Source organism: Nocardia sp. NPDC050713, assembly GCF_040654315.1.
Lineage (GTDB): Bacteria > Actinomycetota > Actinomycetes > Mycobacteriales > Mycobacteriaceae > Nocardia.
Genome location: NZ_JBFAHS010000005.1, coordinates 190,232 through 215,328, shown reverse-complemented (window position 1 = coordinate 215,328; position 25,097 = coordinate 190,232). Strand labels below are relative to the sequence as shown.

General features: G+C 69.5%; 27 protein-coding genes. 15 read left to right on the top strand and 12 right to left on the bottom strand.

Translation table 11 applies throughout. The annotated features are described in order from the left end of the window. The first annotated feature begins 15 nt into the window (after positions 1-15). The gene (locus tag AB0H49_RS12450) at positions 16-855 is read left to right on the top strand and encodes a DUF6542 domain-containing protein (RefSeq protein ID WP_355001928.1); all 840 of its coding nucleotides are present in this window, start codon (positions 16-18) and stop codon (positions 853-855) included. 562 nt (positions 856-1,417) lie between these two features. On the opposite strand, the gene AB0H49_RS12445 is transcribed toward AB0H49_RS12450, so the two are convergent. Next, on the bottom strand, positions 1,418-2,428 hold the full coding sequence (locus tag AB0H49_RS12445; RefSeq protein WP_355001929.1) for a 4-hydroxy-3-methylbut-2-enyl diphosphate reductase: 1,011 nt from the start codon (positions 2,426-2,428) through the stop codon (positions 1,418-1,420). Positions 2,429-2,574: 146 nt separating this feature from the next. On the opposite strand from AB0H49_RS12445, the gene AB0H49_RS12440 reads away from it, so the two are divergent. From AB0H49_RS12440 to AB0H49_RS12430, 3 genes are all read left to right on the top strand, one after another. Beyond that, entirely contained in the window at positions 2,575-3,219 is a 645-nt protein-coding gene (locus tag AB0H49_RS12440; protein WP_357250493.1) for a lipid droplet-associated protein, read from the top strand. Positions 3,220-3,292: 73 nt separating this feature from the next. After that, a complete protein-coding gene (xseA, locus tag AB0H49_RS12435; RefSeq protein WP_355001931.1) occupies positions 3,293-4,630 on the top strand; it encodes an exodeoxyribonuclease VII large subunit in 1,338 nt (445 codons plus the stop codon). A gap of 2 nt (positions 4,631-4,632) precedes the next feature. Beyond that, positions 4,633-4,869: an exodeoxyribonuclease VII small subunit gene (locus AB0H49_RS12430; RefSeq protein WP_141808918.1), complete on the top strand. Its 237-nt coding sequence runs from the start codon at positions 4,633-4,635 to the stop codon at positions 4,867-4,869. A gap of 87 nt (positions 4,870-4,956) precedes the next feature. Here the strand turns inward: AB0H49_RS12430 and AB0H49_RS12425 are convergent, their stop codons facing one another. Both AB0H49_RS12425 and AB0H49_RS12420 read right to left on the bottom strand, forming a co-directional pair. Then, positions 4,957-5,493 carry a GNAT family N-acetyltransferase gene (locus tag AB0H49_RS12425; RefSeq protein WP_357250489.1) on the bottom strand — a complete coding sequence of 179 codons (537 nt, stop codon included), beginning with the start codon at positions 5,491-5,493 and terminating at the stop codon, positions 4,957-4,959. A 174-nt stretch (positions 5,494-5,667) separates the two neighbouring features. After that, complete coding sequence (locus tag AB0H49_RS12420) at positions 5,668-6,234, bottom strand: DUF4245 domain-containing protein (protein WP_355001933.1); 567 nt, start codon at positions 6,232-6,234, stop codon at positions 5,668-5,670. 132 nt (positions 6,235-6,366) lie between these two features. Here AB0H49_RS12420 and glpX point away from each other — a divergent pair, with 132 nt between their 5' ends. From glpX to AB0H49_RS12400, 4 genes are all read left to right on the top strand, one after another. Next, the gene (glpX, locus tag AB0H49_RS12415; RefSeq protein WP_355001934.1) at positions 6,367-7,410 is read left to right on the top strand and encodes a class II fructose-bisphosphatase; all 1,044 of its coding nucleotides are present in this window, start codon (positions 6,367-6,369) and stop codon (positions 7,408-7,410) included. Between the two features lie 198 nt (positions 7,411-7,608). Next, on the top strand, positions 7,609-8,634 hold the full coding sequence (locus AB0H49_RS12410; protein WP_357250485.1) for an aminoglycoside phosphotransferase family protein: 1,026 nt from the start codon (positions 7,609-7,611) through the stop codon (positions 8,632-8,634). A gap of 39 nt (positions 8,635-8,673) precedes the next feature. Then, positions 8,674-8,931 (top strand): zf-TFIIB domain-containing protein, encoded by a 258-nt coding sequence (locus AB0H49_RS12405; protein ID WP_355001936.1) that lies wholly within the window; start codon positions 8,674-8,676, stop codon positions 8,929-8,931. Between the two features lie 106 nt (positions 8,932-9,037). Next, the gene (locus AB0H49_RS12400; protein ID WP_355001937.1) at positions 9,038-10,441 is read left to right on the top strand and encodes a class II fumarate hydratase; all 1,404 of its coding nucleotides are present in this window, start codon (positions 9,038-9,040) and stop codon (positions 10,439-10,441) included. A 78-nt stretch (positions 10,442-10,519) separates the two neighbouring features. Here AB0H49_RS12400 and AB0H49_RS12395 read toward each other — a convergent pair whose 3' ends face one another. From AB0H49_RS12395 to AB0H49_RS12385, 3 genes are all read right to left on the bottom strand, one after another. Next, the gene (locus AB0H49_RS12395) at positions 10,520-11,389 is read right to left on the bottom strand and encodes an acyl-ACP desaturase (protein ID WP_355001938.1); all 870 of its coding nucleotides are present in this window, start codon (positions 11,387-11,389) and stop codon (positions 10,520-10,522) included. Between the two features lie 109 nt (positions 11,390-11,498). After that, on the bottom strand, positions 11,499-12,095 hold the full coding sequence (locus AB0H49_RS12390) for an esterase (protein ID WP_355001939.1): 597 nt from the start codon (positions 12,093-12,095) through the stop codon (positions 11,499-11,501). A 202-nt stretch (positions 12,096-12,297) separates the two neighbouring features. Further along, entirely contained in the window at positions 12,298-13,572 is a 1,275-nt protein-coding gene (locus AB0H49_RS12385; RefSeq protein WP_355002218.1) for a PhoH family protein, read from the bottom strand. 519 nt (positions 13,573-14,091) lie between these two features. On the opposite strand from AB0H49_RS12385, the gene AB0H49_RS12380 reads away from it, so the two are divergent. Then, the gene (locus AB0H49_RS12380; protein ID WP_355001940.1) at positions 14,092-14,364 is read left to right on the top strand and encodes a hypothetical protein; all 273 of its coding nucleotides are present in this window, start codon (positions 14,092-14,094) and stop codon (positions 14,362-14,364) included. 205 nt (positions 14,365-14,569) lie between these two features. On the opposite strand, the gene AB0H49_RS12375 is transcribed toward AB0H49_RS12380, so the two are convergent. Both AB0H49_RS12375 and AB0H49_RS12370 read right to left on the bottom strand, forming a co-directional pair. Beyond that, positions 14,570-14,992 carry a limonene-1,2-epoxide hydrolase family protein gene (locus AB0H49_RS12375; protein WP_355001941.1) on the bottom strand — a complete coding sequence of 141 codons (423 nt, stop codon included), beginning with the start codon at positions 14,990-14,992 and terminating at the stop codon, positions 14,570-14,572. 9 nt (positions 14,993-15,001) lie between these two features. Beyond that, entirely contained in the window at positions 15,002-15,760 is a 759-nt protein-coding gene (locus AB0H49_RS12370) for a TetR/AcrR family transcriptional regulator (RefSeq protein WP_357250479.1), read from the bottom strand. Positions 15,761-15,873: 113 nt separating this feature from the next. On the opposite strand from AB0H49_RS12370, the gene AB0H49_RS12365 reads away from it, so the two are divergent. Further along, entirely contained in the window at positions 15,874-17,055 is a 1,182-nt protein-coding gene (locus AB0H49_RS12365; protein WP_357250476.1) for an FAD-dependent monooxygenase, read from the top strand. Between the two features lie 269 nt (positions 17,056-17,324). Here AB0H49_RS12365 and AB0H49_RS12360 read toward each other — a convergent pair whose 3' ends face one another. Next, positions 17,325-18,239, bottom strand: coding sequence for a hypothetical protein (locus AB0H49_RS12360; protein WP_357250473.1), 915 nt, complete (start codon positions 18,237-18,239; stop codon positions 17,325-17,327). Positions 18,240-18,962: 723 nt separating this feature from the next. On the opposite strand from AB0H49_RS12360, the gene AB0H49_RS12355 reads away from it, so the two are divergent. From AB0H49_RS12355 to AB0H49_RS12345, 3 genes are read left to right on the top strand one after another with little or no spacing between them, the layout of a single operon-like run. Further along, positions 18,963-19,100, top strand: coding sequence for a hypothetical protein (locus AB0H49_RS12355; RefSeq protein WP_355001945.1), 138 nt, complete (start codon positions 18,963-18,965; stop codon positions 19,098-19,100). Next, the gene (locus AB0H49_RS12350) at positions 19,100-19,837 is read left to right on the top strand and encodes an ESX secretion-associated protein EspG (protein ID WP_357250470.1); all 738 of its coding nucleotides are present in this window, start codon (positions 19,100-19,102) and stop codon (positions 19,835-19,837) included. Before AB0H49_RS12355 ends, AB0H49_RS12350 begins: the two co-directional genes overlap by 1 nt. A gap of 46 nt (positions 19,838-19,883) precedes the next feature. Beyond that, on the top strand, positions 19,884-20,321 hold the full coding sequence (locus tag AB0H49_RS12345) for a hypothetical protein (protein WP_357250467.1): 438 nt from the start codon (positions 19,884-19,886) through the stop codon (positions 20,319-20,321). A gap of 136 nt (positions 20,322-20,457) precedes the next feature. Here AB0H49_RS12345 and glyA read toward each other — a convergent pair whose 3' ends face one another. After that, entirely contained in the window at positions 20,458-21,753 is a 1,296-nt protein-coding gene (gene glyA / locus AB0H49_RS12340) for a serine hydroxymethyltransferase (protein ID WP_357250464.1), read from the bottom strand. A 47-nt stretch (positions 21,754-21,800) separates the two neighbouring features. Beyond that, positions 21,801-22,358 carry a TetR/AcrR family transcriptional regulator gene (locus tag AB0H49_RS12335; RefSeq protein WP_357250461.1) on the bottom strand — a complete coding sequence of 186 codons (558 nt, stop codon included), beginning with the start codon at positions 22,356-22,358 and terminating at the stop codon, positions 21,801-21,803. A gap of 96 nt (positions 22,359-22,454) precedes the next feature. Here AB0H49_RS12335 and AB0H49_RS12330 point away from each other — a divergent pair, with 96 nt between their 5' ends. Then, the gene (locus AB0H49_RS12330; protein ID WP_355001950.1) at positions 22,455-22,907 is read left to right on the top strand and encodes a PaaI family thioesterase; all 453 of its coding nucleotides are present in this window, start codon (positions 22,455-22,457) and stop codon (positions 22,905-22,907) included. A gap of 11 nt (positions 22,908-22,918) precedes the next feature. Continuing rightward, positions 22,919-23,359, top strand: a complete 441-nt coding sequence (locus AB0H49_RS12325; RefSeq protein ID WP_355001951.1) for a nitroreductase family deazaflavin-dependent oxidoreductase — start codon at positions 22,919-22,921, stop codon at positions 23,357-23,359. A gap of 361 nt (positions 23,360-23,720) precedes the next feature. Here the strand turns inward: AB0H49_RS12325 and AB0H49_RS12320 are convergent, their stop codons facing one another. Continuing rightward, positions 23,721-24,917, bottom strand: coding sequence for a DUF885 domain-containing protein (locus AB0H49_RS12320; RefSeq protein WP_357250457.1), 1,197 nt, complete (start codon positions 24,915-24,917; stop codon positions 23,721-23,723). Positions 24,918-25,097: the final 180 nt, after the last annotated feature.

Below are 25,097 nucleotides of genomic sequence, written 5' to 3'. Positions count from 1 at the left end.
GTTACTGTTCATATCGTGGCTGCTACCCAACGTGTGCGTTCCCGGGTGCCCGCGCCGCAACGTTCGGTCCTGCCCTCGGTGCCGGGAATCCCGGCCTGGGCGGCTGTCCTGATCGCGGTCGCGTGCACGTTGCTGGGATTCCTGATCGATGCCAGCGGCGACAACGCCGAACTCACCGCCAGCTTCGCCACGCTGTATATCGTCGGCTGTGTCGCCGCGGTGCTCGCCGTGCGCTTCCGCGGGCTGTTCACCGCCATGGTGTTGCCGCCGCTGCTGCTCTTCCTCGCGGTTCCGCTGGCCTACCAGCACCTGACCGGCCGCGTCTCGACCGGCCTCAAGGACATCCTGCTGAACCTGGCCATCCCGCTGGTGAACCGGTTCCCGACGATGATGCTCGCCACCGCGCTGGTGCTGGCCATCGGCGGCGCCCGCATCTTCATGGACAGGCGCGAGTCGGCCGCCGAGCGCTCCAAGGAGTCGCGCCGCGGCTCGAGCTGGGGACGCAGCAGCGTCAAGCGCGGCGAGGAAGACGGGCCCGCGGAATCGGCGCGCCGCCGCCCGCGCCGACCGCAGCCCGAAGTGGACGAGGATCCGGTCACCGACAAGTACGAACCGCCGCGTCCCGGCCGCCGCCCATCGAAGACCGTGGCCGACGCCCCGCCCCGGGTCGGCACGTCGGGTCGCGGCCGACCGGCGGCGCGTGGCGCGCGTCCCGCGCCGGTGCCGCGTACGGAGGGCGAACCGCCACGCGGCGCGCGCGGACGCGCCGAGGTGCCGCCTCATCCGCAGCCGAATGTGCGCTATCGCGAGCGCGATTCGAGCCGCACCCAGCGGCGCAAGCCGGAAAGTCTCTGACACCGTCGACCTTCGACACTGGGCCGACTAATACGGGCGCCGACGCACACAGCCCGAACAGCGCAGCACCGCTGAAAGATCAGCGTCGTCGACGGCGACACCGACCCACCGCGCGGTATCAGACAACGCAGCGCCGCTGGAAGATCAGCGGCGATCGACACAGACGCTCACCGACCGCGCGGCCTCGGACAGCGCACCTTCGCCGAGTAATCGACGGCGGCCCGAAGACAGCGCCGACGAGCACCGCCGAAAGACCAGCGGCAGACGACAGCGACGCCCACCGCGCGGTATCAGACAGCGCCGCGCCGGAAGATCAGCGGCGATCGACACCGACGCTCACCGACCGGGCGGCCTCGGACAGCGCACCCTTCGCCGAGAGATCGGCGGTCGTCCGAAGTCAGCGCCTACCAGCACCGCCGAAAGACCAGCGGCAGACGACAGCGACGCCCACCGCGCGGCCTCACACAACGCACCTTCGCCGAGTAATCGACGGCGGTCCGAAGACAGCGCCGACCAGCGCGCAACGATCGTCCGAGAGCAGCCCCGCACCGGCGACCGCGGCTCAGCTCCGTGCGGTGCGCAGTTCCCTGGGCAGCGCGAAGACCAGCGTCTCGTTGGCGGTGGTCACCGGCTGCACGTCGGCGTAACCGTGCTCGGCGAGCATGTCGAGCACGCCGCGCACCAGGATCTCGGGCACCGACGCGCCGGAGGTGATGCCGATCGTGCGCGCGCCGTCCAGCCAGGCCGGGTCGACCTCGCGAGCGAAGTCGACCAGGTGCGCGGCCCGCGCGCCCGCGCCGAGCGCGACCTCGACCAGCCGCACCGAGTTCGAGGAATTGCGCGAGCCGACCACGATGACCAGGTCGCATTCCGGCGCCATCGCCTTCACCGCGACCTGGCGGTTCTGGGTGGCGTAGCAGATGTCGTCGCTCGGCGGATCCTGCAGCGCGGGGAAACGCTCGCGCAGCCGCTGCACCGTCTCCATCGTCTCGTCGACGCTGAGCGTGGTCTGCGACAGCCAGATCACCTTGTTCTCGTCGCGTACGGTGACCCGGTCGACCGCGTCGGGACCGTCGACGAGTTGCACGTGATCGGGCGCCTCGCCCGCGGTGCCCTCGACTTCCTCGTGGCCCTCGTGGCCGATCAGCAGGATGTCGAAATCGTCGCGCGCGAAGCGCTTGGCCTCCTGGTGCACCTTGGTGACCAGCGGGCAGGTGGCGTCGATGGTGTGCAGGTCGCGCGCCGCGGCCGCCTCGTGCACCGCCGGGGAGACGCCGTGCGCGGAGAAGACCACGACCGCGCCGTTCGGCACCTCGTCGGTCTCGTCCACGAAGACGACGCCGCGATCGCGCAGCGTCTCCACCACGTGCCTGTTGTGCACGATCTCCTTGCGCACATAGATGGGCGCACCGTGCTTCTCCAGCGCCTTCTCCACCGTTTCCACCGCGCGGTCGACGCCCGCGCAGTATCCGCGCGGCTCGGCTAGCAGCACGCGCTTACCACCGTCGGCATCGACTGTTCCGGCGCCCGCCGAGCGGGCGATTCCGACGTTCAAAGGGATGGCCGAAGACATGTCCCCCAGAGTACGTGCACCTGGGGACCGCCGAATGGTCGCATCGACCGGATCGGCCGGGTCATCGACTGTGATCCAGGCCCTGGACAATAGTGTCTGTGACACTAGTTCTTTGCAGATCATGGCGTATCGGGCAGGCTATGAGCATGTTTCGACCACCGTTTCTGGCCCGGGTCGCCGCCGGAGCCGCCGTCTACGCCCTCGAAGAAACCCGTCGGTTACCCACGGCCGCGATGAACTTCCCGATCACCGCGATCAGCCAGATGTTGCAGACCACCATGCACGTCCAGCAGTTCGTGACCAGCCTCGCGCTCAAGGGCGACGCGGTGTTCGAGCGGCTGTCCAACAGCCCGGTGGAACAGCCGGAGTGGGCGACCTTCGACGAGGACCTCGGCGACGAGCAATCCTCGGGCGACGATTTCGCGACCGCGGGCCGCACCAGCCGCTTCGACCTCTACACCGCTGAAGAATCGACCACGAGCTCGACCAACGGGCACGTCGCCCCGGTGCAGACCATCACTGTGCCGGAAATCACCGACCCCGAGCCCGTCGCGGAACCCGCTTCCGACGAGACGGTCTCCGTCGAGGACGAGCCCGCCGAGATCGCCGAGCCCGAGGTCGCGACCCGCTACGACTACGCCAACATGACCCTCGCCCAGCTCCGCGCCCGCCTGCGCATGCTGACCGTCGAGGACCTCACCGCGCTGCTGGACTACGAGCAGCGGACCCTCGCGCGCGCCCCGTTCGTGACCATGCTGACGAACCGGATCGCCACCGTCCGGGCCCAGTGATCGCACCCGCGACGACCTCGCCGGTGGTTGGCCGGGCACGGTCCGGCCAACCCCGCCGCGTATACCTGTCCGTATGACACAGAGCGGTCCCCAGCCGTCCGCCGAGGCAGGCGCGGCCCCCGCCAACTCCGCCGAACACCCGTGGCCGGTGCGCTCCGTCGCCGTGAAGGTCATGCAGTGGATCGACCGCCTCGGCTCCATCTGGGTGGAGGGGCAGATCACCCAGATCAACGCGCGCCCGGGAGCGCGCACCGCGTTCCTCGTGCTTCGTGACCCGTCGGCCGACATGTCGTTGCAGGTGACCTGCGACCCCGATCTCTTGCGCCGCTCCCCGATCCCGCTGCAAGAAGGCAGCCGGGTGGTGGTCTACGGCAAACTCACGTACTTCACCGGGCGCGGGACGTTGTCGTTGCGGGTCATCGAGATTCGGCCCGTCGGTGTCGGCGAACTGCTCGCCCGCATCGAGCGGCTCAAAGCGCTGCTCGCCGCGGAAGGCCTTTTCGATCCCCGGCTCAAGCGGCCGCTCCCGTTCCTGCCCGGCACCGTCGGCCTGATCACCGGCCGCGCGAGCGCCGCCGAACGCGACGTCCTCACCGTCGCCAGAAATCGTTGGCCCGCAGTACGTTTCGAAGTGCGCAACACCGCGGTGCAGGGGCCGACGGCGGTGCCGCAGATCCTGGACGCGCTGGCCGAACTCGACCGCGACCCCGCCGTCGAGGTGATCGTGCTGGCCCGCGGCGGCGGCAGCGTCGAGGACCTGCTGCCCTTCTCCGACGAGGCGCTGTGCCGCGCCATCGTGGCCGCGACGACGCCGATCGTCAGCGCGATCGGCCACGAACCCGACAACCCGCTCGCCGACTACGTCGCCGACCTGCGCGCCGCGACGCCGACCGACGCCGCCAAGCGCGTCGTGCCCGACGCCGCCGCGGAGCTGGCCTGCGTGCGCGAGCTGCGCGGCCGTTCGGCCGCCGCACTGCGCGGTTGGGTGGACCGCGAGACCAGGGCGCTGGCCCAGCTCCGTTCGCGCCCGGTGCTCGCCGATCCGCTGCGCGAGGTCGACCGGCGCGCCGAGGAGATCGAACGGCTGCGGGTGTCCGCGCGGCGCTGCGCCGAGCACGCGGTCCGCACCGAAGCCACCGCGACGCGACACCTGCGCGAAAAGCTCACGGCGGTGGGCCCGGCCGCGACGTTGTCTCGCGGTTACGCTGTCGTGCAGCGCGTGACCGGTTCCGAACGGCACGTCGTACGCAGCATCGAGGACGCGCCCGCGGGCAGCCAGTTGCGCATCCGGGTCGCCGACGGCGCCGTGACCGCGGCGGCGCTCGGCACCCAGGCGCTCGGCGCTCGGAAGCCGAACACCCGCGATTCCGGCGCCCGCCGGGACGACGAGGAACGCACAGGAGGGAACTGACCTTGGCCGACGCCGGCAAGGACGAGCTGGCCGAGATCGCGGACTTCGGCTACGAACGCGCCCGCGACGAACTGGTGAACGTCGTCAAGATGCTCGAGCAGGGCGGCATGGATCTCGATGATTCGCTCGCCCTGTGGGAGCGCGGCGAGGCGCTGGCCAACCGGTGCGAGGAACACCTGGCCGGTGCGCGCAAGCGGGTCGAGGACGCGCTCGCGCGCGGCGCGGCCGACGAGGACTGACCCGAGCGGACGGATCGTCGACGTCGTGGCCCGCGACGGCGCGCGCTACTGAGAGCACGCCACCCGCCGTGGACCGTCAGCTGGGCGTCAGCCGAGCGTGTTCCTCGTCATCTCGAAGCGGATCAAGCCGTCGGCCGCACCGGTGCGACGAAACCCGGCTTTCTCGAGCACCCGCACCGATCCGGGATTCGACGGCTCCACGTCCGCGTACACCGCGTGCACACCGGCGCCCAGCGCGAATTCGGTCAGCGCTCTGGTCGCCGCACTGGCGTACCCGCGCCCACGCCGAGACGGGATCGTGCCGTAGCCGATCTCGAGACCATCGGCACCGGGCGGCCAGAACAGGCCGATCGAACCGACCACGAGACCGGTCTCGCGCTCGATGATCAATCGGTGGCCGTACTCGCCGTACCACTGCGGATGGTCGGCGAACAGCCCGGCGATCGCCCGATCGCCGGCGGCGGGGAAGTCCTCCGCCCAGTGCGCGAGGCGGCGTCCGGCCAGTACGGCGGACACGTCGTCGGGGGTCCAGCGGCGCAGGATCAGGCTCTCGGTGCTCAGTTCACCGGTAGAAATGTGCTCACCGGTAGAAATCTGCTCACCGGTGGAAATGTGGGAAGACACGTGACGCTCCTGGTCATCGAAAGGACCGGCCCGCGTCTCGTACTCAGCGGACCGGAGGGAAGGCATGCGAAATACGGCTGTTGACAGCCATATTCATCGACCTCCGCACCCTCGAATCCGCGTATCTCGCGTCGCGCCAACCCTAATCGGGAACCGAACGGGCGGCAATCGAATTCAGCGGCTGATCGGCTGGGCGGCGGTCACCGCCTGGGCCAGCGTCGTGAACGCGGCCTCGTTCCCGGCTCCCTTGATCAGCACCCGGACGCCGCCGAGGTCGGCGATCCACGCCGTCTCCTCGGTCGGCTCGGCGTAGACGATCCACTTCTGGTCACCGATCTGCTGCGCGCCGCTGGCGTAGCGCGAGCCGAGCACGAAGCGGGCCAGCGACTCCTCGGTGGCGCTGCTCTGGGTCAGCTGCATGTAGGTGCCCTGGGCGGTGATGTAGCCGACCGTGCTGACCGGACCGCCGCCCTGGCCGGTGACGGTGTCGCGGCTGCCGGAGTTGGGGGTCCAGTCGGCGGGCACGCTCGGGTTGCGGATCGGGAATGTCAGCGTGCGCGCGTCGGTCTCGAGCGCCGCCTTCACATCGAAGGCGGGGATCCGACCGGGCGTCGGCCCCTTGGCGGCGAAGCTGCACTGGCTGGCCAGTCCGGCGAAGACCACGGCGATCAGCACCAGGGGGATCAGCGAGAAGAACAGATCCTTGTAGTCGTGCAGGATGCGTGGCTTTTGGTAGGACACGCTCCCAGTATCCACTCGCGGGCCGGGTGCGCGGCCAGGCACCCCCACCCGCCCCGACCAGGTGTGTACGGGAGGTCGACCGCGAAATGAGACAATCGTCCCGTACGTACAACCCGAGGGAGGCACCCCGCCATGACGGCATCTTCGCCCGCACCAAGCCGCCGCGAGGCGCCGGACCGCAACCTTGCACTCGAGCTGGTCCGGGTGACCGAGGCGGGTGCCATGGCCGCTGGGCGGTGGGTCGGCCGCGGTGACAAGGAGGGTGGCGACGGCGCCGCCGTGGACGCGATGCGGCAGCTGGTCAGCTCGGTTTCCATGCGCGGCATCGTGGTGATCGGCGAGGGCGAGAAGGACGAAGCGCCCATGCTGTACAACGGCGAGGAGGTCGGCGACGGCACCGGCCCGGACGTCGACTTCGCCGTCGACCCGATCGACGGCACCACGCTGATGTCGAAGGGCTCCCCCGGCGCGATCTCGGTGCTCGCGGTCGCCGAGCGCGGCGCGATGTTCGACCCGTCCGCGGTGTTCTACATGCACAAGATCGCGGTCGGCCCCGACGCCGCCGACGTGATCGATATCTCGGCGCCGATCGGCGAGAACATCCGCAAGGTGGCCAAGGCGAAGAAGTCCGCGGTGTCCGATCTGACCGTCTGCATCCTGGACCGGCCCCGGCACGCCGACCTCATTCAGCAGGTCCGCGACGCGGGCGCCCGCATCCGCCTGATCTCCGACGGCGACGTCGCCGGCGCGATCGCGGCGGCCCGCCCCGATTCCGGCACCGACATCCTGGTCGGCATCGGCGGTACTCCCGAGGGCATCATCGCCGCGGCGGCCATGCGCTGTATGGGCGGCGCGCTGCAGGGCATGCTGGCGCCGAAGGACGACGCGGAGCGCCAGCAGGCCATCGACGCGGGCCACGACCTGGACCGGGTGCTCACCACCGAGGACCTGGTGTCGGGCGACAACGTCTTCTTCTGCGCCACCGGCGTCACCGACGGCGACCTACTACGCGGCGTTCGCTACTACGGTGGCGGCGCCTCGACTCAGTCGATCGTCATGCGCTCCAAGTCGGGCACCGTCCGCATGATCGACGCCTACCATCGCCTGACCAAGCTGCGCGAGTACTCCTCGGTCGACTTCCACGGCGACGAGCACGCGGTTCCTCCGATGCCCTGATCGGCTTTCACCTCGCGGCCGCATCCGGTACCGCCGGGTGCGGCCGCTGGCATAGAGGGACTCTCGGCGCGCGGGGTTGGGCACTATGGCGGCGGCTGCACGCCGGTCGCGGTCGACGGGCGATGGTTCCGGTCAGCGCCAGGATGAACACATCGGTGAGCCGTGGCCCGGCGGCAGATTACCCAGGACGATGACTAGGTGGGGATCGATACCAGCCGGGAATCACGGTCGAGCACACCCGAACTCATCGATGCGATGGCCGAGGTTGCCGCGCGGGTGGGTGCGCAGCGCCAAACGCCTGTCGTGCTGACCGAACGCGCCGACGTGCTCGTGCTCCGGATCGGCGCGGTCGTCGTCAAGGCTCACCCGGCGGAAACCGATGCGGCGGCACTACTCTCCCGCCTTTGCTTGGCGAGCGCGCCGCGGTGGCGCGGAATCCTGCTGCCGCCCTTGCCGATCGGCGACGCGCTCCTGGTACACCGCGGCAGCCACACGATCACCGCCTGGCCTTACGGCGAACCGGTCGACCCCGACGACCCCGACGCCGCGCCGTGGGAAGCGGCCGCGACGCTGCTCGCCCGGCTGCACGCGCTACCGGAACCCGGACGCGACCTACCGGAACCAGGACGCGACCGACCGGAACCGGGGCGAGACCTGCCGGCCGCAGGCGGCCCGGCCCGGGTCCATCGGGCGATGCGCCGGCTGCGCGCGGCCGGCGCGGCAGCGGACCAAGCTGCCGCGGCAACCGTGTGCCAGGCATTCGCTGCCTTGCCCGACCTGTTCGCCGTACCAGCTGGATCGGCCCGGCTCCCCGAACCGGCAGCGCCGCGACGCACGCTCGTGCACGGCGACTTCCACCTCGGTCAGCTCGTGCGCGACCCCCACGAGAACACCGGCTCCTGGCGTCTCATCGACATCGATGACCTCGGCTCCGGCGATCCCGCGTGGGATCTGGCCCGCCCCGCCGCCCTCTTCGCCGCGGGCATTCTCGAGCCCGTGACCTGGCTCCGTTTTCTCGACGCCTATCGCGCCGCCGACGGTGTCGCGGTGCCGCGGGAGGGAGACGAGTGGACCGCGCTCGATACTCCGGCGCGCGCCGTCGCCGTCCAAGCGGCCGCTCTGGCACTGGTCGCCGCCGCACGCGAGAACCGCGAACTCGATGATCTGGACACGGCTTTGGTGGACGCGTGCCGACGGATAGCCACCGCATCCGTCATATCGTGATGCCCGCATACATGCCGGAAATCGACTAGCGTGGCGGAAATGCAGTGTCCGAAATGTCGTGGATTGATGCAGACGTACAACCGCAGCGGTGTGCACATCGAGCAGTGCGGTAACTGCCGGGGGATCTTCCTGGACTACGGCGAGCTGGAGAACCTCACCCGGCTCGAGTCCGGCTACGCGGCACCGCCGCCACCACCGGCCGCCCCCGCGCCCGCGTGGGGAGCGCCCGCTCCGCACTACGGGCACGGTCACCACCACAAGCACCGTTCGTTCGGCAAGGTCCTGTTCTCCTCCTGAGTGTCGGCGACACCGGTCCGGTGGACGGTATTCCGCCGGATCGGTGTGGGATTCCGCTCAGGCGTGGCTGCCCCACGCGGACCTCGTGCGGCATAGGGTCGAAATCATGACCGAGGAGACGCAGTACCGCATCGAGCACGACACCATGGGCGAGGTACGGGTCCCGGCGCAGGCTTTGTGGCGTGCGCAGACCCAGCGGGCCGTGGAGAACTTCCCGATCAGCGGGCGCGGCTTGGAGCGCGCGCAGATCCGCGCGCTCGGACTGCTCAAGGCCGCGTGCGCCAAGGTGAACAAGGATCTCGGCCTGCTCGACGCCGTGAAGGCGGACGCCATCGTCGCCGCCGCGAACGAGATCGCCGCGGGCGAGCACGACGACCAGTTCCCGATCGATGTCTTCCAGACCGGCTCGGGCACCAGCTCCAACATGAACGCCAACGAGGTGATCGCCTCGATCGCCAAGGCCAACGGCGTCGACGTGCACCCCAACGACGACGTGAACATGTCGCAGTCGTCCAACGACACCTTCCCCACCGCCACGCACGTCGCGGCGACCGAGGGCGTCATCAAGGACCTGGTTCCCGCGCTCGAGCACCTGCGGCTCGCGCTGCTGGACAAGTCCGAGGAATGGCGCACCGTGGTCAAGTCGGGCCGCACCCACCTGATGGACGCCGTCCCGGTGACCCTGGGCCAGGAGTTCGGCGGCTACACCCGCCAGGTCGCCGCGAGCATCGACCGGTTGATGGTGACGCTGCCGCGCCTCGGCGAGCTGCCGATCGGCGGCACCGCGGTGGGCACCGGCCTCAACGCGCCCGCCGGTTTCGGTGCGAAAGTCGTTGCGGAACTGGTGAAGTCGACCGACATCGACGCGCTCTCCGAGGCGATCGACCACTTCGAGGCACAGGCGGCGCGCGACGGTCTCGTCGAGCTCTCCGGCGCGCTGCGCACCGTCGCGGTGAGCCTCACCAAGATCGCCAACGACATCCGCTGGATGGGTTCCGGCCCGCTCACGGGTCTGGCCGAACTCCAGCTGCCGGACCTGCAGCCGGGCAGCTCGATCATGCCGGGCAAGGTGAATCCCGTGCTGCCCGAGGCGGTCACCCAGGTGGCGGCGCAGGTCATCGGCAACGACGCCGCGGTCGCCTTCGCCGGCGCGAACGGCCACTTCGAGCTGAACGTCTACATCCCGGTGATGGCGCGCAACGTGCTCGAGTCGATCCGCCTGCTGGCCAACGTGTCCCGGCTCTTCGCCGACAAGTGCGTGCGCGGGCTGACCGCCGACGTGGAGCGGCTGCGCACACTGGCCGAGTCCTCGCCGTCCATCGTCACCCCGCTGAACTCGGCGATCGGCTACGAGGAAGCGGCCGCGGTGGCCAAGGAGGCGCTGAAGGAGAAGAAGACCATCCGGCAGACGGTGATCGATCGCGGCTTGCTCGGCGACCAGCTCACCGAGGCCGAGCTGGACCGCCGCCTCGACGTGCTGTCCATGGCGAAGGTGGAAGACACGAAGTAACGCACGAGGGCGCCGGACGAAGCGAATTCGTCCGGCGCCCTCGGCGATTCAGTGCGCTTTGGAGAATCTCCTGAGCGATCAGGCGGGCGAGAACGCGCGCAGGTGCTCCAGCTCCGCGCGGGCCTGCTCGCCCTCGGGACCGAGATCGGTCCGGTCGAAGACGTTCCAGCGGCGCAGCAGCGGCGCGAAGACCAGCTCGCCTTCCTTGGCGCGGTCGTAGATGCCCGCCTCGGCCAGCACCTCGTCGCTGCTGCGACCGTCCGGCAGGGCCACGCTCGGCACCTCGAAACCGGCGACCCGGTCGGCGATGGCGCGCATGGTCTGGTCGGGCGCGATCGCGAACGCCGCGGCGACCAGGTCGGCGAAGAACACCGACTGCAGCTCGTCGTCGGCCGCGATGCGCGCGGCGATGGCGGTGACCATCGGGTTCTCGTTCAGCGCGGCGGTGTTGCGGTGCCGGATCGCCGACGCCGCCTCCTCGAACGCGGCGTTGGCGAGAACGTCGAGCAGGTGCAGGGCGGGACGGCGGAATCCGGCCGTCATGTGCGCCATCCGCTGGCGTTCCAGGTCGACCGGATCCACCGACCTGGTGACCATCAGGTAGTTGCGGATCAGGATCTCGTGCCGGTTCTCCTCGGCCGTCCAGCGGCCGACCCAGCGCCACCACGCACCGGTGCGCAAGTACTTGCCGATCTCGCGGTGGTAGGAGGGCAGGTTGTCCGCGATGAGCACGCTCACGGTCAGCGCCAGCTTGGCGACGTCGCCGAGCTCGGACTGTTCCGGGGTCCAGTCGTCACCGCCGAGGAAGGCGAAGTTGCGGCCGTCGTCCCACGGCACGTAATCGTGCGGCTGCCACCCGTCGGCCACGTCGATGTGGCGTCGCAGATTCGATTCCACCTCGTCCGCGAGCGCCTCGAGCAGTTCGCGGTCGGTCAAGAGATTTTGCACGCTCACAACCTAGCTGTTCGGCCCGCGGCGCGGGACTCTACCGGTGGGAATCGCCGACGACGCCCGAGACGCGCCGGGTGCGCTGTCTCGGGCGTCGCAGGGGGTTCGACTACTTCATGGTGACGGTGGTCTGCCCGTTCACCCAGGTGATGGTGCCACCGCTGAACTCGCTCTGCTTGCCGCCGGGGATGTCGGTCTCGTCGCTGATCGGGTAGCCGAGCTCGCCCGCCGCGCCGCCGTTCTCCTCCCACGCCTTGCGGATCTCCCCCCAGACGATGTGCGGCTCGCCGTCCTCGGGCTCGTAGATCGTGCCGCCGACGAAGTCCTGGTACTTGCCGTTGTTCGGGGCGCTCTCCTGGGCCTCGAGCGGCGCGCCCAGCGGGCCGGTGGGGCCGCCCGCCTCCATGTACTTGTCGTAGATGTCGCCGGAGACGGTCACCTCTTCGCCGCCGCCCTGGGCCGGAATCCTGGTCTGGTCCGCGGCGTCGGGGGTCATATCCCCGGTGTCGCGGTCATCGGTATCGGGATTGTCGGTGCCGTGCGCCTCGGTGTGCGTGGTCGCCATCGGGCTGGGCGTCATGCCGAGGGTCGGGGTGGTGAGGACGGTGTCCGAGTCGTTCGTGTCGTCGTCACCGCATCCCGCGATGAGCAGCGCGGCGGCCGCGAGCGCCACCGTGAATCCAGCCGTGCGTCGAGCGTGGTGCATATGTCGTCCCCTCTCGAGTGTGGCTCCGACGGCGCCCTGACACCGGCGCCGCGCGCAGCCTAGGCCGATGTTCGGCAACGACCCGGCGAATCGAATACGACGCGCCGGGCCGTCGCCCAACTGGTAACTCGGCGGATATTACCCACTCGATGTGAGGTGAAACACACCCTGAACGTTAGCTCGGGCGCACCTCGATCTCAGCTCAGGAGTTCGGTCCGTACTCCTCGAGCATCTCGGTGACCAGCGCCGCGATCGGCGAGCGCTCGCTGCGTGTCAGCGTGATGTGCGCGAAAAGCGGGTGTCCCTTCAGCTTTTCGATCACCGCCGCCACGCCGTCGTGCCGGCCCACGCGCAGGTTGTCGCGCTGGGCGACGTCGTGGGTGAGCACGACCCGCGAGCCGGTGCCCAGCCTGCTGAGCACCGTGAGCAGCACGTTGCGTTCCAGCGACTGCGCCTCGTCCACGATCACGAAGGAGTCGTGCAGCGAGCGACCGCGAATGTGGGTGAGCGGCAGCACCTCCAGCATGTCGCGGCTGAGCACCTCCTCCATCACCTCCGGCGAGGCGAGGCCGTCGAGGGTGTCGAAGACGGCCTGCGCCCACGGGCCCATCTTCTCGCTCTCGCTGCCCGGCAGATAGCCGAGATCCTGGCCGCCGACCGCGTAGAGCGGACGGAACACCACGACCTTGCGCTGCGTGCGCCGTTCCAGCACGGCCTCCAGGCCCGCGGTCAACGCCAGCGCCGACTTACCGGTGCCCGCCTTGCCGCCGAGCGAGACGATGCCGACGCTCTCGTCCAACAGCAGATCCAGCGCGATGCGCTGTTCGGCCGAACGTCCGTGCAGCCCGAACGCCTCGCGCTCGCGCACCAGCTGCACGCGCTTGTCCGGCGTCACCCGGCCGAGCGCGCTGGAGCTGGTGCCCAGCAACCGGATTCCGGTGTGACAGGGCAGTTCCCGCGCCTGATCCAGGTCGATCACGGACTCGGCGTAGAGCTGGTCGATCTGGGAGGAGGCGACGTCGACCTCGACCATCCCGGACCAGCCGGAGGTCACCACGTCCTGCGCGTGATACTCGTCGGCGTGCAGACCCACCGCGCTCGCCTTGACGCGCAGCGGAATGTCCTTGGACACCATGACGACCTCGCGACCTTCGGCCGCGAGATTCAAGGCGCAGGCCAGGATCCGGGAATCGTTGCTTTCCGTGCGGAAGCCCACCGGCAGAACCGTGGGGTCGGTGTGATTGAGTTCCACCTGCAGCGTTCCGCCCTCGGTGCCGATCGGCACCTGCTCGTCCAGCCTGCCGTGCCGCAGGCGGAGGTCGTCCAGGTTGCGCAGGGCTTCCCTGGCGAACCAGCCCAGTTCGTGGTGGTGCCGCTTGGCCTCGAGTTCACTGATGACGACCAGCGGGAGGACGACATCGTGCTCGCCGAACCTGGTGAACGCCCAGGGATCGGAGAGCAGGACCGAGGTGTCGATGACGAAGGTCTTGGCACCGGGAGTGTGGGAGAGCGAGGGGCGGGCCCCCTTGGTGTCCGAAGAGACAGCGGCGCGCTTTCCTGTGCCAGCAGAACGGGAGTGCGCCGAGGGGGCGGAAACGGAGCGTGCAGCAGTCACGGTGGGCTCCTTTTGTGTCCACACGGCACCCGCGTGGACGATCTCGCTGGACCGGTCCGTCCTTCTGGATCCGACTTGCGTCAGATGCCACGAGGGCCGGGTGCCGGCCCCCTCGTACTGAGTAGCTCAGTCACGGTCAGGACCTCCCGTACGAACCACACCGACGCGGTCCGCATCTCCGAAGTTACCGCCGACTGGCCGGTCTGCGCTCGGGGACGGTCCGTCGTGTCGGTGAAGATCCCGTTAACGCGCGGCTCAGCGGAGTCGCCGAAGTGGTTGTCGCCGCAGCTCACCGGGGCAGTTACGGGTACTTCCGCCGTCGCTCCGGCCGTGCGCGGACTTTCGACGGACTTCGTCCGGCAGCGCGACTAGAGTCGGATCATGGCCGGTAACGAGGAATTCGAGAACCTGTCGTCCAAGGAGCTGCACGACCGGGCGGTGAAGCTGGCCGTGCGCCGCGGGGACATCAAATACCTGTGGCAGCTGCTCACCCGCATTCCCGCCGCCGAGGCGGCCGCCGGGAACGTCGGCGAGAGCGAGGCGGACATCAAGTTCGTGCTGCCGTTGATCGACGACTACATCCACGCGGGCGACGGCGCGGTGGCCGAGCAGCTACGGCCCTTCTACCTGGACTACCTGGTGGCGCATTCGTGATCACCGCGTGGTCGCGGCAACGCGGCCGCGACCGGCGGCGACAGCGCCGAAAGGTGGTGCGCGCCGGGCTGATTGCACGTGGTGGGCAAACAGGCGGCGGAGCGCGAACCGCGACGGCGAACCAGCGCCGGGCCGGTCGGCGGTGACGGTCGCGGGTTCGCGCCAGCGAAGGTCGTTGGTTGCGACGGCGATCGGCAGCCGGGCTTCAGCGGCGGGCGAAGGCCGCGCGGAAGAGTCCGACGGCAGTGCCGCGCAGGAAGTTCTCCCAGCTGAAGTGGTCGTGCCACAGCACGATTCGGCCGTCACGCAGTTCGAAGGTGCCGGTCACCCAGAACCCGATCTCCACCGGACCGAACCGTAAGTAGTCGGTGCGGTCGGTGAGCACCATGTCGCCGTTGCCCGCGATGTGGTGCATATCGACGCGGAAGCCGAACATCGGGCGATCGAGCCCACGGAACACACCGCCGACGCGCCGGATGCCGCGCACGTCCGGTAGCGAGGTGTTCTTCCAGACGATGTCGGGATCGAGCAGTTCCAGCGCTTCGCCGACCGCACCGAGCTCCAGCGCGGCGAAGAATTCCCGCACCGTGGTGATCGCGTCCTGCTGAAGTTGGAGTTCGTCGGACATGCTTCGACTTTATGCCGCCGGGCCGCTCGATGGGGTGTCGTTTTCGGCGGCACGGCGCGCGACGAGGACGGCCAGGCCGTCGAGGACGCGCTCGATGCCGAAGGTCAGCGCGTCGCCGGGTTCGCCTGCGTAGATCGGGTTCGCCGAGCGGGCCGCCTCCTCCGCGAAGGCCGCCTCGAGCGCGGGATAGCGATCGGCCGCGGCGGCCATCGTGTCGGTGAACTGCCGCAGTATCTGCTCGCCCATGTCGGCCTTGCCCGCCGCGCCGACCTGCTGCGCGAGGCTGCGCACATGGCCGTTGAGCAGGACGACCGTGTCCAGCCGCTCGGGTCCGGTCAGCCCCATGCCGTCCATCGCGACCACCGCGGCCTCCAGCCAGCCCATCTCGTTGGGGCCGATCGGGCGCGCTCCGACGGCGAGCTCGAGCGTCCACGGGTGCGCCCGGTAGCGCTCGAAGATGGCTAGCGCCCAGCCCCGCAGGGCTTCCCGCCAGCCAGCCGGTTCGGGCGGTTCCGGCGGCTCGCCCAGCGCCGTGTCGAGCATCAGCGCGATGAGCTGTTCCTTGCCGGGCACGTAGCGGTAGAGCGACATCTTGGTGTAGCCGAGCCGTTCGGCGAGGCGCTGCATGGACAGGTTGACCAGGCCCTCGGCGTCGGCGAGCGCGACTGCTTCCGCGACGATCCCGGCCAGCGTGAGCGAGGGCTTCGGTCCGCGCCGCGGCGGCTGCCTGGTGCCCCACAGCAGTTCCACGGTGGTGGGTGACGACATCGGCGAATCCTCCAGGACTAACGGCTTGACCCCGGAATTGTGTCTACCATACGCTGATTTGCGTCCGGCGGAAACAGAATACGGCGGACGCAATTCGATTCTCGGGAGAAACCATGCGCCACCAGTCCGTTCTCGTCTCCGGCGCCGGTATCGCGGGCACCGCCCTCGCGTACTGGCTGCACCGGTACGGGTTCGACGTCACCGTCGTCGAGCGCGCCGCGGCGCCGCGGCCCGGTGGGCAGGCCGTCGATTTCAAGGGCCGCACGCACCGCACTGTGCTCGAGCGGATGGGCGTGTGGGAAGAGGTCTGGGAGCGACGCACCGGCGCATCGGACGTGGTGTTCGTCGACGAACGTGGCTCCCGGCTCGCACTCATGTCCGGCGATTTCACCGGCGGCGACGTGGAGATCCTGCGCGGCGATCTCGCCGAGATCCTGTACCGCCGCACGGCGGGCGACTGCGAATACGTCTTCGGGGATTCGATCACCGGGCTCACCGAGACCGCCGAGGGCATGCATGCCACCTTCGAGCGCGGACCGGAGCGCACCTTCGACCTCGTCGTCGGCGCCGACGGAATGCATTCCCGGGTGCGGCGTTTGGCGTTCGGGCCGGAGCGCGAGTTCGTGCGGCACCTCGGGCACTACTACTGCGTCGCCGGTGCCAGCCCATGGAGCGATTCGTCGACGCCGCGCGAGCGGGCCGTCGCCTACGGTTACAACGCCCCTGGTCGGCTCGCGATCAGCGGCGGCTCGAAGGCCCAGCAGCTGTACCTGTTCGCCGCAGCGGAACTGGAGTACGCGCGGGAGGACATAAACGCCCGGCGGCAGATCGTCGCCGAGCACTACGCGGGGCTCGGCTGGGAGGTGCCGCGGATGCTCGCCGAGCTCGCCGAGTTCGACGACGTCTACCTCGACTCGATGGGGCAGGTGCGGATGGACCGCTACACCGCGGGCCGGGTTGCTTTGGTTGGCGATTCGGCGTACGGAAACACTTTGGGCGGCTTCGGAACCGGGCTCGCGGTGGTCGGCGCGTACGTGCTGGCGGGCGAACTCGCGCTCGCGAACGGCGACCACGCCGTCGCCTTCGCCCGCTACGACGAGATCATGCGCCGGTACGCCAAGATCGCGGGCAACTCCAACGCGGGCCGGTTTCTCGCGCCGACCACCACGCTGGGCATCCGGCTGCGCAACTGGTTCCTCGGCTCCCGCCTCTTCACCCTGATGACGAAATACGGCGACAACGCCGCCAACGACATCGACCTGCGCGACTACCCCGCCCTGTTGGCCGCACGCTGAACGGATTTCCCGAGATTCGGTGGAACCGCTCCGCGCGCGGGTGCGTCTATTAGGTTCAAACGGCACTGACGGAAGGGGCCACCGCGATGGCAGTGCACGGAACCGACGGCCGCGCGATCACCAATCCCGAGAACGCGCAGAGCTTTTCCCACGCGGAGATCAAAGCGGCCGCCGACGGGATGAATCCGGGCGGATCCGTCGCCGCCCAGGACGCATGGGCCGCGCTGTCCGCGGTGGTGATCGCCGCGGGTGAGCAGTTCGGCTCGGCGCTACAGCGGGCGGTCGACCAGCGGTGGGAAGGTGCGGCGGCCGATGCTGCGGTGCGCGGTGTCCGCGACTTCCTCGGCCGATTGGGGGAACTCGGGGCGGCGCTGGGGCGGCAATCGGAGCCGATCGCGGCGGCGGCGAGCGCGGCCGCGCAGTTCAAGGCGGCTATACCGGATGTGACTGCGGGAAGCGGGGGTTCGGTCGCGCCGGAGGAGCGCAACGCGCGAGAGGACCAGGCGCGCGACGATATGAACAGGCTGTACATCCAGCCGTACGGTGCGACGGCGTCGCGAATTCCGATGTTGCCGTCGCCGGTGGTGCCGGGTGGTTCGGCGGTTGACGGGCTCCTCGGGAGCGGTGGGCTCGGTGGCGTCGAAGCACTGCCGGGTACGGATCTGGAAACCGAGTCCGTTGCGGGAGACCAGGTTTCGGATCCGGGCCGCGACGAATCGGTCGGGTCGCCGACCTCCACGACCGACACCGGACCAGGGACGCGCCCCGGAGCGGGAACGCAAGCCGGGGACGGCTCGCAAAGCGAGGCCGGAGCGTTGGGCGCCGAAGGACCGGCCGGAACCGGAGCGCACTCCGGGAATGGGGCGGAGTACCTGGCGCAGCCGCACTCGGCGGGTGCCGGAGCCCAGTCCGAGAACGGCGCGTACCTGGGGTCCGGAGCTCACCTCGGAAGCGGCGCGCAGCCGGATACCGAAGGGCAGTCCGGGACCGGTACCCAGCAGGGAAGCGGGGCTCAGCCTGGAACCGGCGCACAGACTGGGAACGGCGCCCAGCCCGAGGACGGCGAACGGCCGGGGTCCGGTGCGCAGCCGGAAGGCGGTGCGCAGCAAGGCGCCGAAGGGCAGCCCGGGTCCGGAGACAGGGAGCAGCCGGGCGGCGAGGCGCAGTCGGGTGCCGAAGGACAAGCCGGGCATGGTGCGGAGTCGGAGACCGGCGCTCGCCCCGATAGCGGTGCGCAGCCGGAGACCGGCGCACAACCCGAGAACGGCGCGAAACCGGGGACCGAGGGACAACCCGGGTCTGGCCCCGATCACCTCGTCGGGGACCTGAACGGCGCACAAGGCGCGGCGGGGGCACAGTCGGAAGCGTCTACCGGTCAGGAGGCAGCGTCGAATCACGACCTGTCATCCGGGGAGAACGGCGCGCGTCCCGCGAAGCCGACCGATGCCGATACGGATGCCGTTGCGGCACAGTCGGTTTCCGCACAATCCGCATCAGCCTCGCCGCCGAGCTCATCCGCACTGTCTCCGACTTCCCCGCCCACCGCACCACATCCACCGTCCGTGGGCCCCACGCCTGCAGCACCACCTCCGACGTCGGTGGGTCCCGCGCCCGCCGCACCGTCCACGGCTTTCCCGCCCCTTGCCACGTCACAACCCACATTCTCGGCACCGAACGCGCCCAGCGGCCCATCCCCCATCTCGGGTCCACCACCTCCACTCGCGTCCGCCGCGCTGAACGACCCCGCGCGTCCGTCCGCGCCTACCCCACCACCCAATGCTCCCGCGCCACCACCGAGCCCCGGCTCCTCGGTACCCGCCCAGCCCGCGGCAACCCCGAATCCCGCACCGCCACCGGGTGTTCCGGCCCGCCCGGGTGTCCCCGGCTCCACCGGCTACGCGAGCCTCATGCCATCCGCCCCGCGAACCCGCGCCGAGGAGGACGGCGAGCACCGGTCGGCGAAGTACCTGCGCTCCGAGGAGCACGGCCGGGAATTGATCGGCGAGACGCCCAAGACCGTCCCGCCCGCGTTGGGAGCCGACTGATGGCGCAGTGGATACTCTCGGCCGAACAGTTCGCCGCGGTGTGGTTCGGCACCGGACTCGATCGGATGCCGTTCCCGTTCCGCTTCACCAGCCGCTTCCCCGGACTCCGCGAATACCAGGCGTACCAGCGCGATTTCCGCACCGAGCTGGAACACGACGAGCACGTGCCGCTGCAACGCGCCGTTCAAGTGCTGGCCCGACCGGATTGGCGCATCGAGCTTCTCGGCATCGATAACCGGCGCGGCGGCGCGGAGCTGCGCGCCATCGGGTGCGCTCACCGGGGTGGCTCCGGAGTCGTCGCGGTGCAGAACTCGGCGCCCGACGGCGGCCGAATCCGCCTGCGCCGCTGCCGAACCGACCAGCTCGCCACCGAACTCGTCCGCTTGCTCCCCGACCACAAGTCGGGCACCGTCGCCGAAAGGACCTATCTCCTGGACGATCTCGCGGATGAACGCCCCGACCCGTTCGGCACCAGCCCGGCCGCCGCGACCCGGGACCGCTACCGCCGCTTCTGGCGCCAGCCGTGCACGACCCGGGGCACCGTCACCGTCCTGCTCGGACCACGCAACGCCGATGCACTGCGCACCGGCAAACTCCGCTGGATCGACACCGACGACGGCCGCTACTGCGAAGTCCCCGCCAACCGTGCCCTCATGATCCGCCCCGCCACCACCGCCGACATTGCCCGCTACTTGGACGAATCGATCATCCGAGCCCGTGCCCGCATGGATGGATGAGGTCGAGGTCCGCAGCGAAGGCGGAGGTTCGCCGTAGGTTGGAGAAATGACAACACGGGATGAAATCGAGTCGTTCCTCGACGAGTATCAGGCCGCGTTGAGCGCGTTCGACGCCGAACGGTCCGCGGCCCTCTGGGGCACGCCGGGCACCATTCTCAGTGACGCATTCGTGGGCTCGCTGTCCAGCAACGCCGAGATGGCGCAGGGCCTCGCACAGTCTTATCCCTTCTACCAGCGGCTCGGCCTCAGCCGCGTCGGCCACACACTGCTCGAGCACGTCGATCTGACGTCGCTCATCACGCGGGTCCGGGTCCGCTGGCACTTCTACGACGACAACGACAACCTGCTCACCGACGGCGACTACGAGTACCTGCTGCGGCGCGATGGCGAGACATTGCGCACCTACGTCGCGGTGGCCATCGACGAGGTGGAGAAGCTCACGAAACTCGCCGCGGAGAAGGGCATCGATCTATCGGCGGGCTAGCCGCGCTTCGCCCTTCCCCTACATAAGAGCGGCGGCGGAGTGGTCCTGCGGCACCCAGCGGCCGCGGCTGTGCGCCACGCCGAAAAGCGAACGCCCCCACGGTATTCCGCAGGGGCATCTCGCAAACACAGACGGCTCAGCCGAGCAGGCGCCAGTCCTCCAGGCCCTGGTACAGCGGAACGCTTTGGGCCAGCTTGGTGACGCGGCCGCGCAGGGTCTCCACATCGGAGCCGCCGACGAGCGCGGTGGCGATGATGTCGGCGACCTCGGTGAACTCCGCGTCGCCGAAGCCGCGGGTGGCCAGGGCGGCGGTGCCGATGCGCAGACCGGAGGTGACCATCGGCGGGCGCGGGTCGAACGGAACGGCGTTGCGGTTCACCGTGATTCCGATCTCGTGCAGGAGGTCCTCACCCTGCTGGCCGTCCAGCTGCGAGTTGCGCAGGTCGACGAGCACCAGGTGCACATCGGTGCCGCCGGTGAGCACGCTGATGCCCTTGTCCTTGACGTCGGCGCCGTTGAGGCGCTCGGCCAGGATCTTGGCGCCGGAGAGGGTGCGCTGCTGGCGGTCACGGAACTCGTCGGTCGCGGCGATCTTGAACGCGGCGGCCTTGGCGGCGATGGCGTGCATGAGCGGACCGCCCTGCTGGCCAGGGAACACCGAGCTGTTCAGCTTCTTGGCGAACTCCTGCTTGGCCAGGATCAGACCGGAACGCGGACCGCCGAGGGTCTTGTGCACGGTCGAGGAGACGACGTCGGCGTAGGGCACCGGGGAGGGGTGCAGACCGGCGGCGACCAGACCGGCGAAGTGCGCCATGTCCACCCACAGGTAGGCGCCCACCTCGTCCGCGATCTCGCGGAACGCGGCGAAGTCCTGGTGCCGCGGGTAGGCCGACCAGCCGGCCACGATGACCTTCGGCTGCGCCTCCTTCGCGATCTTGCGCACCTCGTCCATGTCGATGCGGTGGTCTTCCTTGCTCACCCCGTACGAGTGCACCTCGTAGAGCTTGCCGGAGAAGTTCAGCCGCATGCCGTGGGTCAGGTGACCGCCGTGCGCGAGGTCGAGGCCGAGCAGCTTCTCGCCCGGGTTCATCAGCGCCATCAGCACCGCCGCGTTGGCCTGCGCGCCGGAATGCGGCTGCACGTTCGCGAATTCGGCGCCGAACAGTTCCTTGACGCGCTCGCGGGCGAGGGTCTCGACGACGTCGACGTGCTCGCAGCCGCCGTAGTAGCGACGGCCCGGGTAGCCCTCGGCGTACTTGTTGGTCAGCACGCTGCCCTGCGCCTGCAGCACCGCGCGCGGCACGAAGTTCTCCGAGGCGATCATTTCCAGGGTGTCGCGCTCGCGGGCGAGCTCGCCTGCCATCGCGGCAGCGAGCTCCGGATCGAGCTCACCGAGGGACTGGGTATTGACAGAGGCGGTCGTCTGCGTCACGGGCCTCAGTCTATTGGGGCAGGGTCGAGCTTCCGGCAGCGGGCCGGTCAGCGGATCTGCAGCAAGGTCGCGAGGTTGTCCTGGACGTCGTCGAGCGGGTGGGTCGATTTCGTCGCGCGCGCCTGGACGATGGCGCCCTCGACCGCACTGATCACGAAGCTCGCCAGCGACCGTGCCCGCGCGGCATCGACGCCGCGACCGGTCAGCCCGGCGGTCAGCTGCTCGGTCCAGTCGGCGAAAGCGCTCCCCGCGGCGGCCTGCACGTTCGGTTCGGACTCGGCGAGCGCGGCGCCGACGATCGGGCATCCCGCGGTATACGCGCTGGTCTCCAAGGCCTGTTTCCACCATCCGACGAGCGCGCCGACCCAGTCCGCGGGCTCCCCCGAGCGGGTCACCGTTTCGATGACCGCCGACATCCTGCGGCCCGCCACCTCGGTCGCCGCGGCGACCAACTCGCTCTTGCCCGCCGGAAAGTGCTGGTAGAGCGAATTACGCGAGGCATTGCTCCGGTCGAGCAGCGCGGCAAGCCCAGCGCCGTGCACGCCGTGCTCGCGCACCAGCTCGATGGCGCCCTCGATCAACCGGGCGCGTGGCCCCTGCGTCATAGCCGTCCTTTCTCCGTCACCTTGCGTGAACCGATCGGTCCATGCTCCAATCATGACAGATGTGGACCGATCGGTTCATCGAAAGGATGGAAATCCATGAGTTCGCCCGCGCAGATCGATCCGGCCCAGCTCTCGGGCCTCGAATTGCTGAAGACCGCGATGTCGCTCGAGGACCGCCCACCGTTCATCGGCGACCTGCTCGGCCTGGAGACCGAGGCGCTCGAGCACGGCAAAGTGGTCTTCAGCCTGACGACCCGCCCCGAGTTCGCCAATCCGCTCGGCAGCACGCACGGCGGCATCTGCGCGACGCTGCTCGACTCCGTGATGGGCTGCGCGGTGCACACCACCCTGGAAGCAGGCGTCGGCTACACCACGCTGGAGCTGAAGATCAACTACATCCGCTCGGTGCCCACCGACGGGCGCAAGCTCACCGCCACCGGAACCACCATCCACGTCGGGCGCACCACCGCGACGGCCGAGGGCCGCGTCGTCGACGACCAGGGCCGCCTGGTCGCCCACGCCACCACCACCTGCGTCATCTTCCGCTGAGGAGCACCACCATGACCGAACGCGACACACTGCGAAAGTTCAAGCGCGAAAGGCTGATCGGCCGCTACATCGCGAATCCGGCGGTAGCGGCGCTGGATCGGCTCGGCATCCGCACCGCACTGGTCTCCGAGCTGGAGACCACCGGCGCGAAAACCGGTCTGCCACGCCGGGTTCCGGTGACCGCCTCGTTCGACGACGAGGGCGCCTGGATCATCTGCCAGCACGGCCCCCGCGCGGGCTGGGCGCGCAACATCACCGCCGACCCGCGGGTCCGGCTGCGCCGCGGCGACCGCTGGTACACCGGCACCGCGGCGTTCGTCCCCGACGACGACGTCGTGGCAAGGGCACGCAGCTTCGCCACGGGCAGGATCGCGCGGCCGGTCCTCGCGTGGACGATCAAGGCGCTGGAGACGGAGCCGATCTCGGTGCGCGTCACCTTCTCGGCCGCCTGAGGGGTTCGGGACGGCCCGCTTCACGGCGATCAAAAACCGCTCGGCTGGACGGACCTGCCACCAGTTTTGGGGGCCGCGCGGACCGTAACGACATGTACGGCGCGGACCGGTTTCACAGGTGAGGTTGTCCCCGTCGAACCCGAGGAAATCACCATGCCGCATTTCGTCTCCGTGCCGAACAACCCGATCGATGCTCTGCTGCGGACGTTGTCCCTGCTGATGTGTTCGCTGTCCTCCGGAGAAGGGTGCGCTGTCATTCAGTAGCGAAGGCCGCGACGAGCAGGCACGACACTTCGATCGGCGGCACGTCGTGCCGCACTGATTAGTAGCCGAGCGCGCGCCCGCGCCGGCGGTCGTGCGTTCACATGACGCGCAGCGCGCCGGGGGTGAGCGGCTCGTCGAGCAGCCGCCGGAATCGGTCGGCGCGCTCGTCGGCGTCGGCGGCCCGGTCCAGCCAGCCGCCGAGCAGGCGATACCCCTCGACGTAGGTGCTGATGTAGGCGCGCCACAGCGGCGAGGAAAGGAAACGCAGCGACTGCCGCGCCCGCTCCGGTGTCGTCAGATTCCACTGCTGCAAGAACTCCGCCACCTCGGTCTCGTCGCGACGGCGATCGTGCAGCAGCAGAGCCGCGTCCTGGCGCACGGCGAGCAGTTTCGCCGAGGCCGTGGACAGGCGCTCGGCGCGGTCGCCGTCGAAACGCAGACCCAGATCGGCGTAGATCTCCTGCGCCCACTTTCCCCAGCCGGGTCCCACGATCGAACGCAACGCCAGATCGGCGAGGCCCTCGGCCATCAGGCACTGCGGCGTGTTGACCAGGAACAACGTCTGCTCCGCCTGACCGGCCGCCACCAGACCGGCCTCCTTGCGGCAGTGTTCGGTGTGGTGGCCGGGATAGGACTCGTGCGCGATCAGGTGCGGCAGGTTCGACATGTGCTGTCGCAGATCGGAGTTGATCGCGACCGTGGAGCGGTAGTTCCCGAGGTAGTAGTTGAATCCGGACCACGGCTTGTCGCCGACCACCTCGTAGGTGACGTGCTCGTGGTCGGGCAGCGGGTAGCGCTCGCGCACCAGTTCGCGCAACGCACCGGAGAACGCCTCGACGCAGGCGCGCAGCCGTTCCGGCGGGATCTCGTCCGCCTTGCGGTGCGCGGCGACCCGTTCGGCGAGCGGTCCGTCGCCCGCGAGCACCTCGTCCATCTGGCGGTGCGCGTCGCGGTAGTCCTCGCCGTCCCCCGGAGCGATGTCGACGTCGAAATAGGCGCGCACCTCGTCGACGAAGCCGATGTCGTCGCCCGCGAACTTGCGGCCCGAGCACTCCAGCGCTCGCAGGTGCACGTCGAGGAACTCCGCGCGCTCGGACGACAGGCCCGCGTCTGGCAGCGCCGCGCGCAATTCGGCGGCGCGCTTCGCGAGATCTCGCGGCTGCGGCGCGGGGGCGTTCTGCACCTCCCTGCGCAGCTGCGGGTCGCCGGTGTAGGCGTCGACGAAACCTTCCTCGAGCCGGTCGAAAGCCAGGCCGAGTCGCAGGTACTCGGTGACGAGCGGGTGCGCTTCCATGCCAGCCGACAGTAGCCGCAACCGGCCGAGGTATCGAGGTGGTTACCAGCGAGTAGCGACACCCCCCGTTTCACACAGTGCCGGTACAGAGGAGAATTCGACCATGCGGCGAAAGCTAGATCGAATCTCACCGGGCCGAGCCGGCTTGTGTGCGTGTTTGCCGAAACGGAGCGTCGGGTA

Coding starts and splice junctions, on each gene's coding strand:
- AB0H49_RS12445 (WP_355001929.1), bottom strand. CDS start 2,428: ATGTCTTCGGCCATCCCTTTGAACGTCGGAATCGCCCGCTCGGCGGGC.
- AB0H49_RS12440 (WP_357250493.1), top strand. CDS start 2,575: ATGTTTCGACCACCGTTTCTGGCCCGGGTCGCCGCCGGAGCCGCCGTC.
- xseA (WP_355001931.1), top strand. CDS start 3,293: ATGACACAGAGCGGTCCCCAGCCGTCCGCCGAGGCAGGCGCGGCCCCC.
- glpX (WP_355001934.1), top strand. CDS start 6,367: ATGACGGCATCTTCGCCCGCACCAAGCCGCCGCGAGGCGCCGGACCGC.
- AB0H49_RS12405 (WP_355001936.1), top strand. CDS start 8,674: ATGCAGTGTCCGAAATGTCGTGGATTGATGCAGACGTACAACCGCAGC.
- AB0H49_RS12400 (WP_355001937.1), top strand. CDS start 9,038: ATGACCGAGGAGACGCAGTACCGCATCGAGCACGACACCATGGGCGAG.
- AB0H49_RS12390 (WP_355001939.1), bottom strand. CDS start 12,095: ATGCACCACGCTCGACGCACGGCTGGATTCACGGTGGCGCTCGCGGCC.
- AB0H49_RS12380 (WP_355001940.1), top strand. CDS start 14,092: ATGGCCGGTAACGAGGAATTCGAGAACCTGTCGTCCAAGGAGCTGCAC.
- AB0H49_RS12375 (WP_355001941.1), bottom strand. CDS start 14,992: ATGTCCGACGAACTCCAACTTCAGCAGGACGCGATCACCACGGTGCGG.
- AB0H49_RS12370 (WP_357250479.1), bottom strand. CDS start 15,760: ATGTCGTCACCCACCACCGTGGAACTGCTGTGGGGCACCAGGCAGCCG.
- AB0H49_RS12365 (WP_357250476.1), top strand. CDS start 15,874: ATGCGCCACCAGTCCGTTCTCGTCTCCGGCGCCGGTATCGCGGGCACC.
- AB0H49_RS12355 (WP_355001945.1), top strand. CDS start 18,963: ATGCCATCCGCCCCGCGAACCCGCGCCGAGGAGGACGGCGAGCACCGG.
- AB0H49_RS12350 (WP_357250470.1), top strand. CDS start 19,100: ATGGCGCAGTGGATACTCTCGGCCGAACAGTTCGCCGCGGTGTGGTTC.
- AB0H49_RS12345 (WP_357250467.1), top strand. CDS start 19,884: ATGACAACACGGGATGAAATCGAGTCGTTCCTCGACGAGTATCAGGCC.
- AB0H49_RS12335 (WP_357250461.1), bottom strand. CDS start 22,358: ATGACGCAGGGGCCACGCGCCCGGTTGATCGAGGGCGCCATCGAGCTG.
- AB0H49_RS12330 (WP_355001950.1), top strand. CDS start 22,455: ATGAGTTCGCCCGCGCAGATCGATCCGGCCCAGCTCTCGGGCCTCGAA.
- AB0H49_RS12325 (WP_355001951.1), top strand. CDS start 22,919: ATGACCGAACGCGACACACTGCGAAAGTTCAAGCGCGAAAGGCTGATC.
- AB0H49_RS12320 (WP_357250457.1), bottom strand. CDS start 24,917: ATGGAAGCGCACCCGCTCGTCACCGAGTACCTGCGACTCGGCCTGGCT.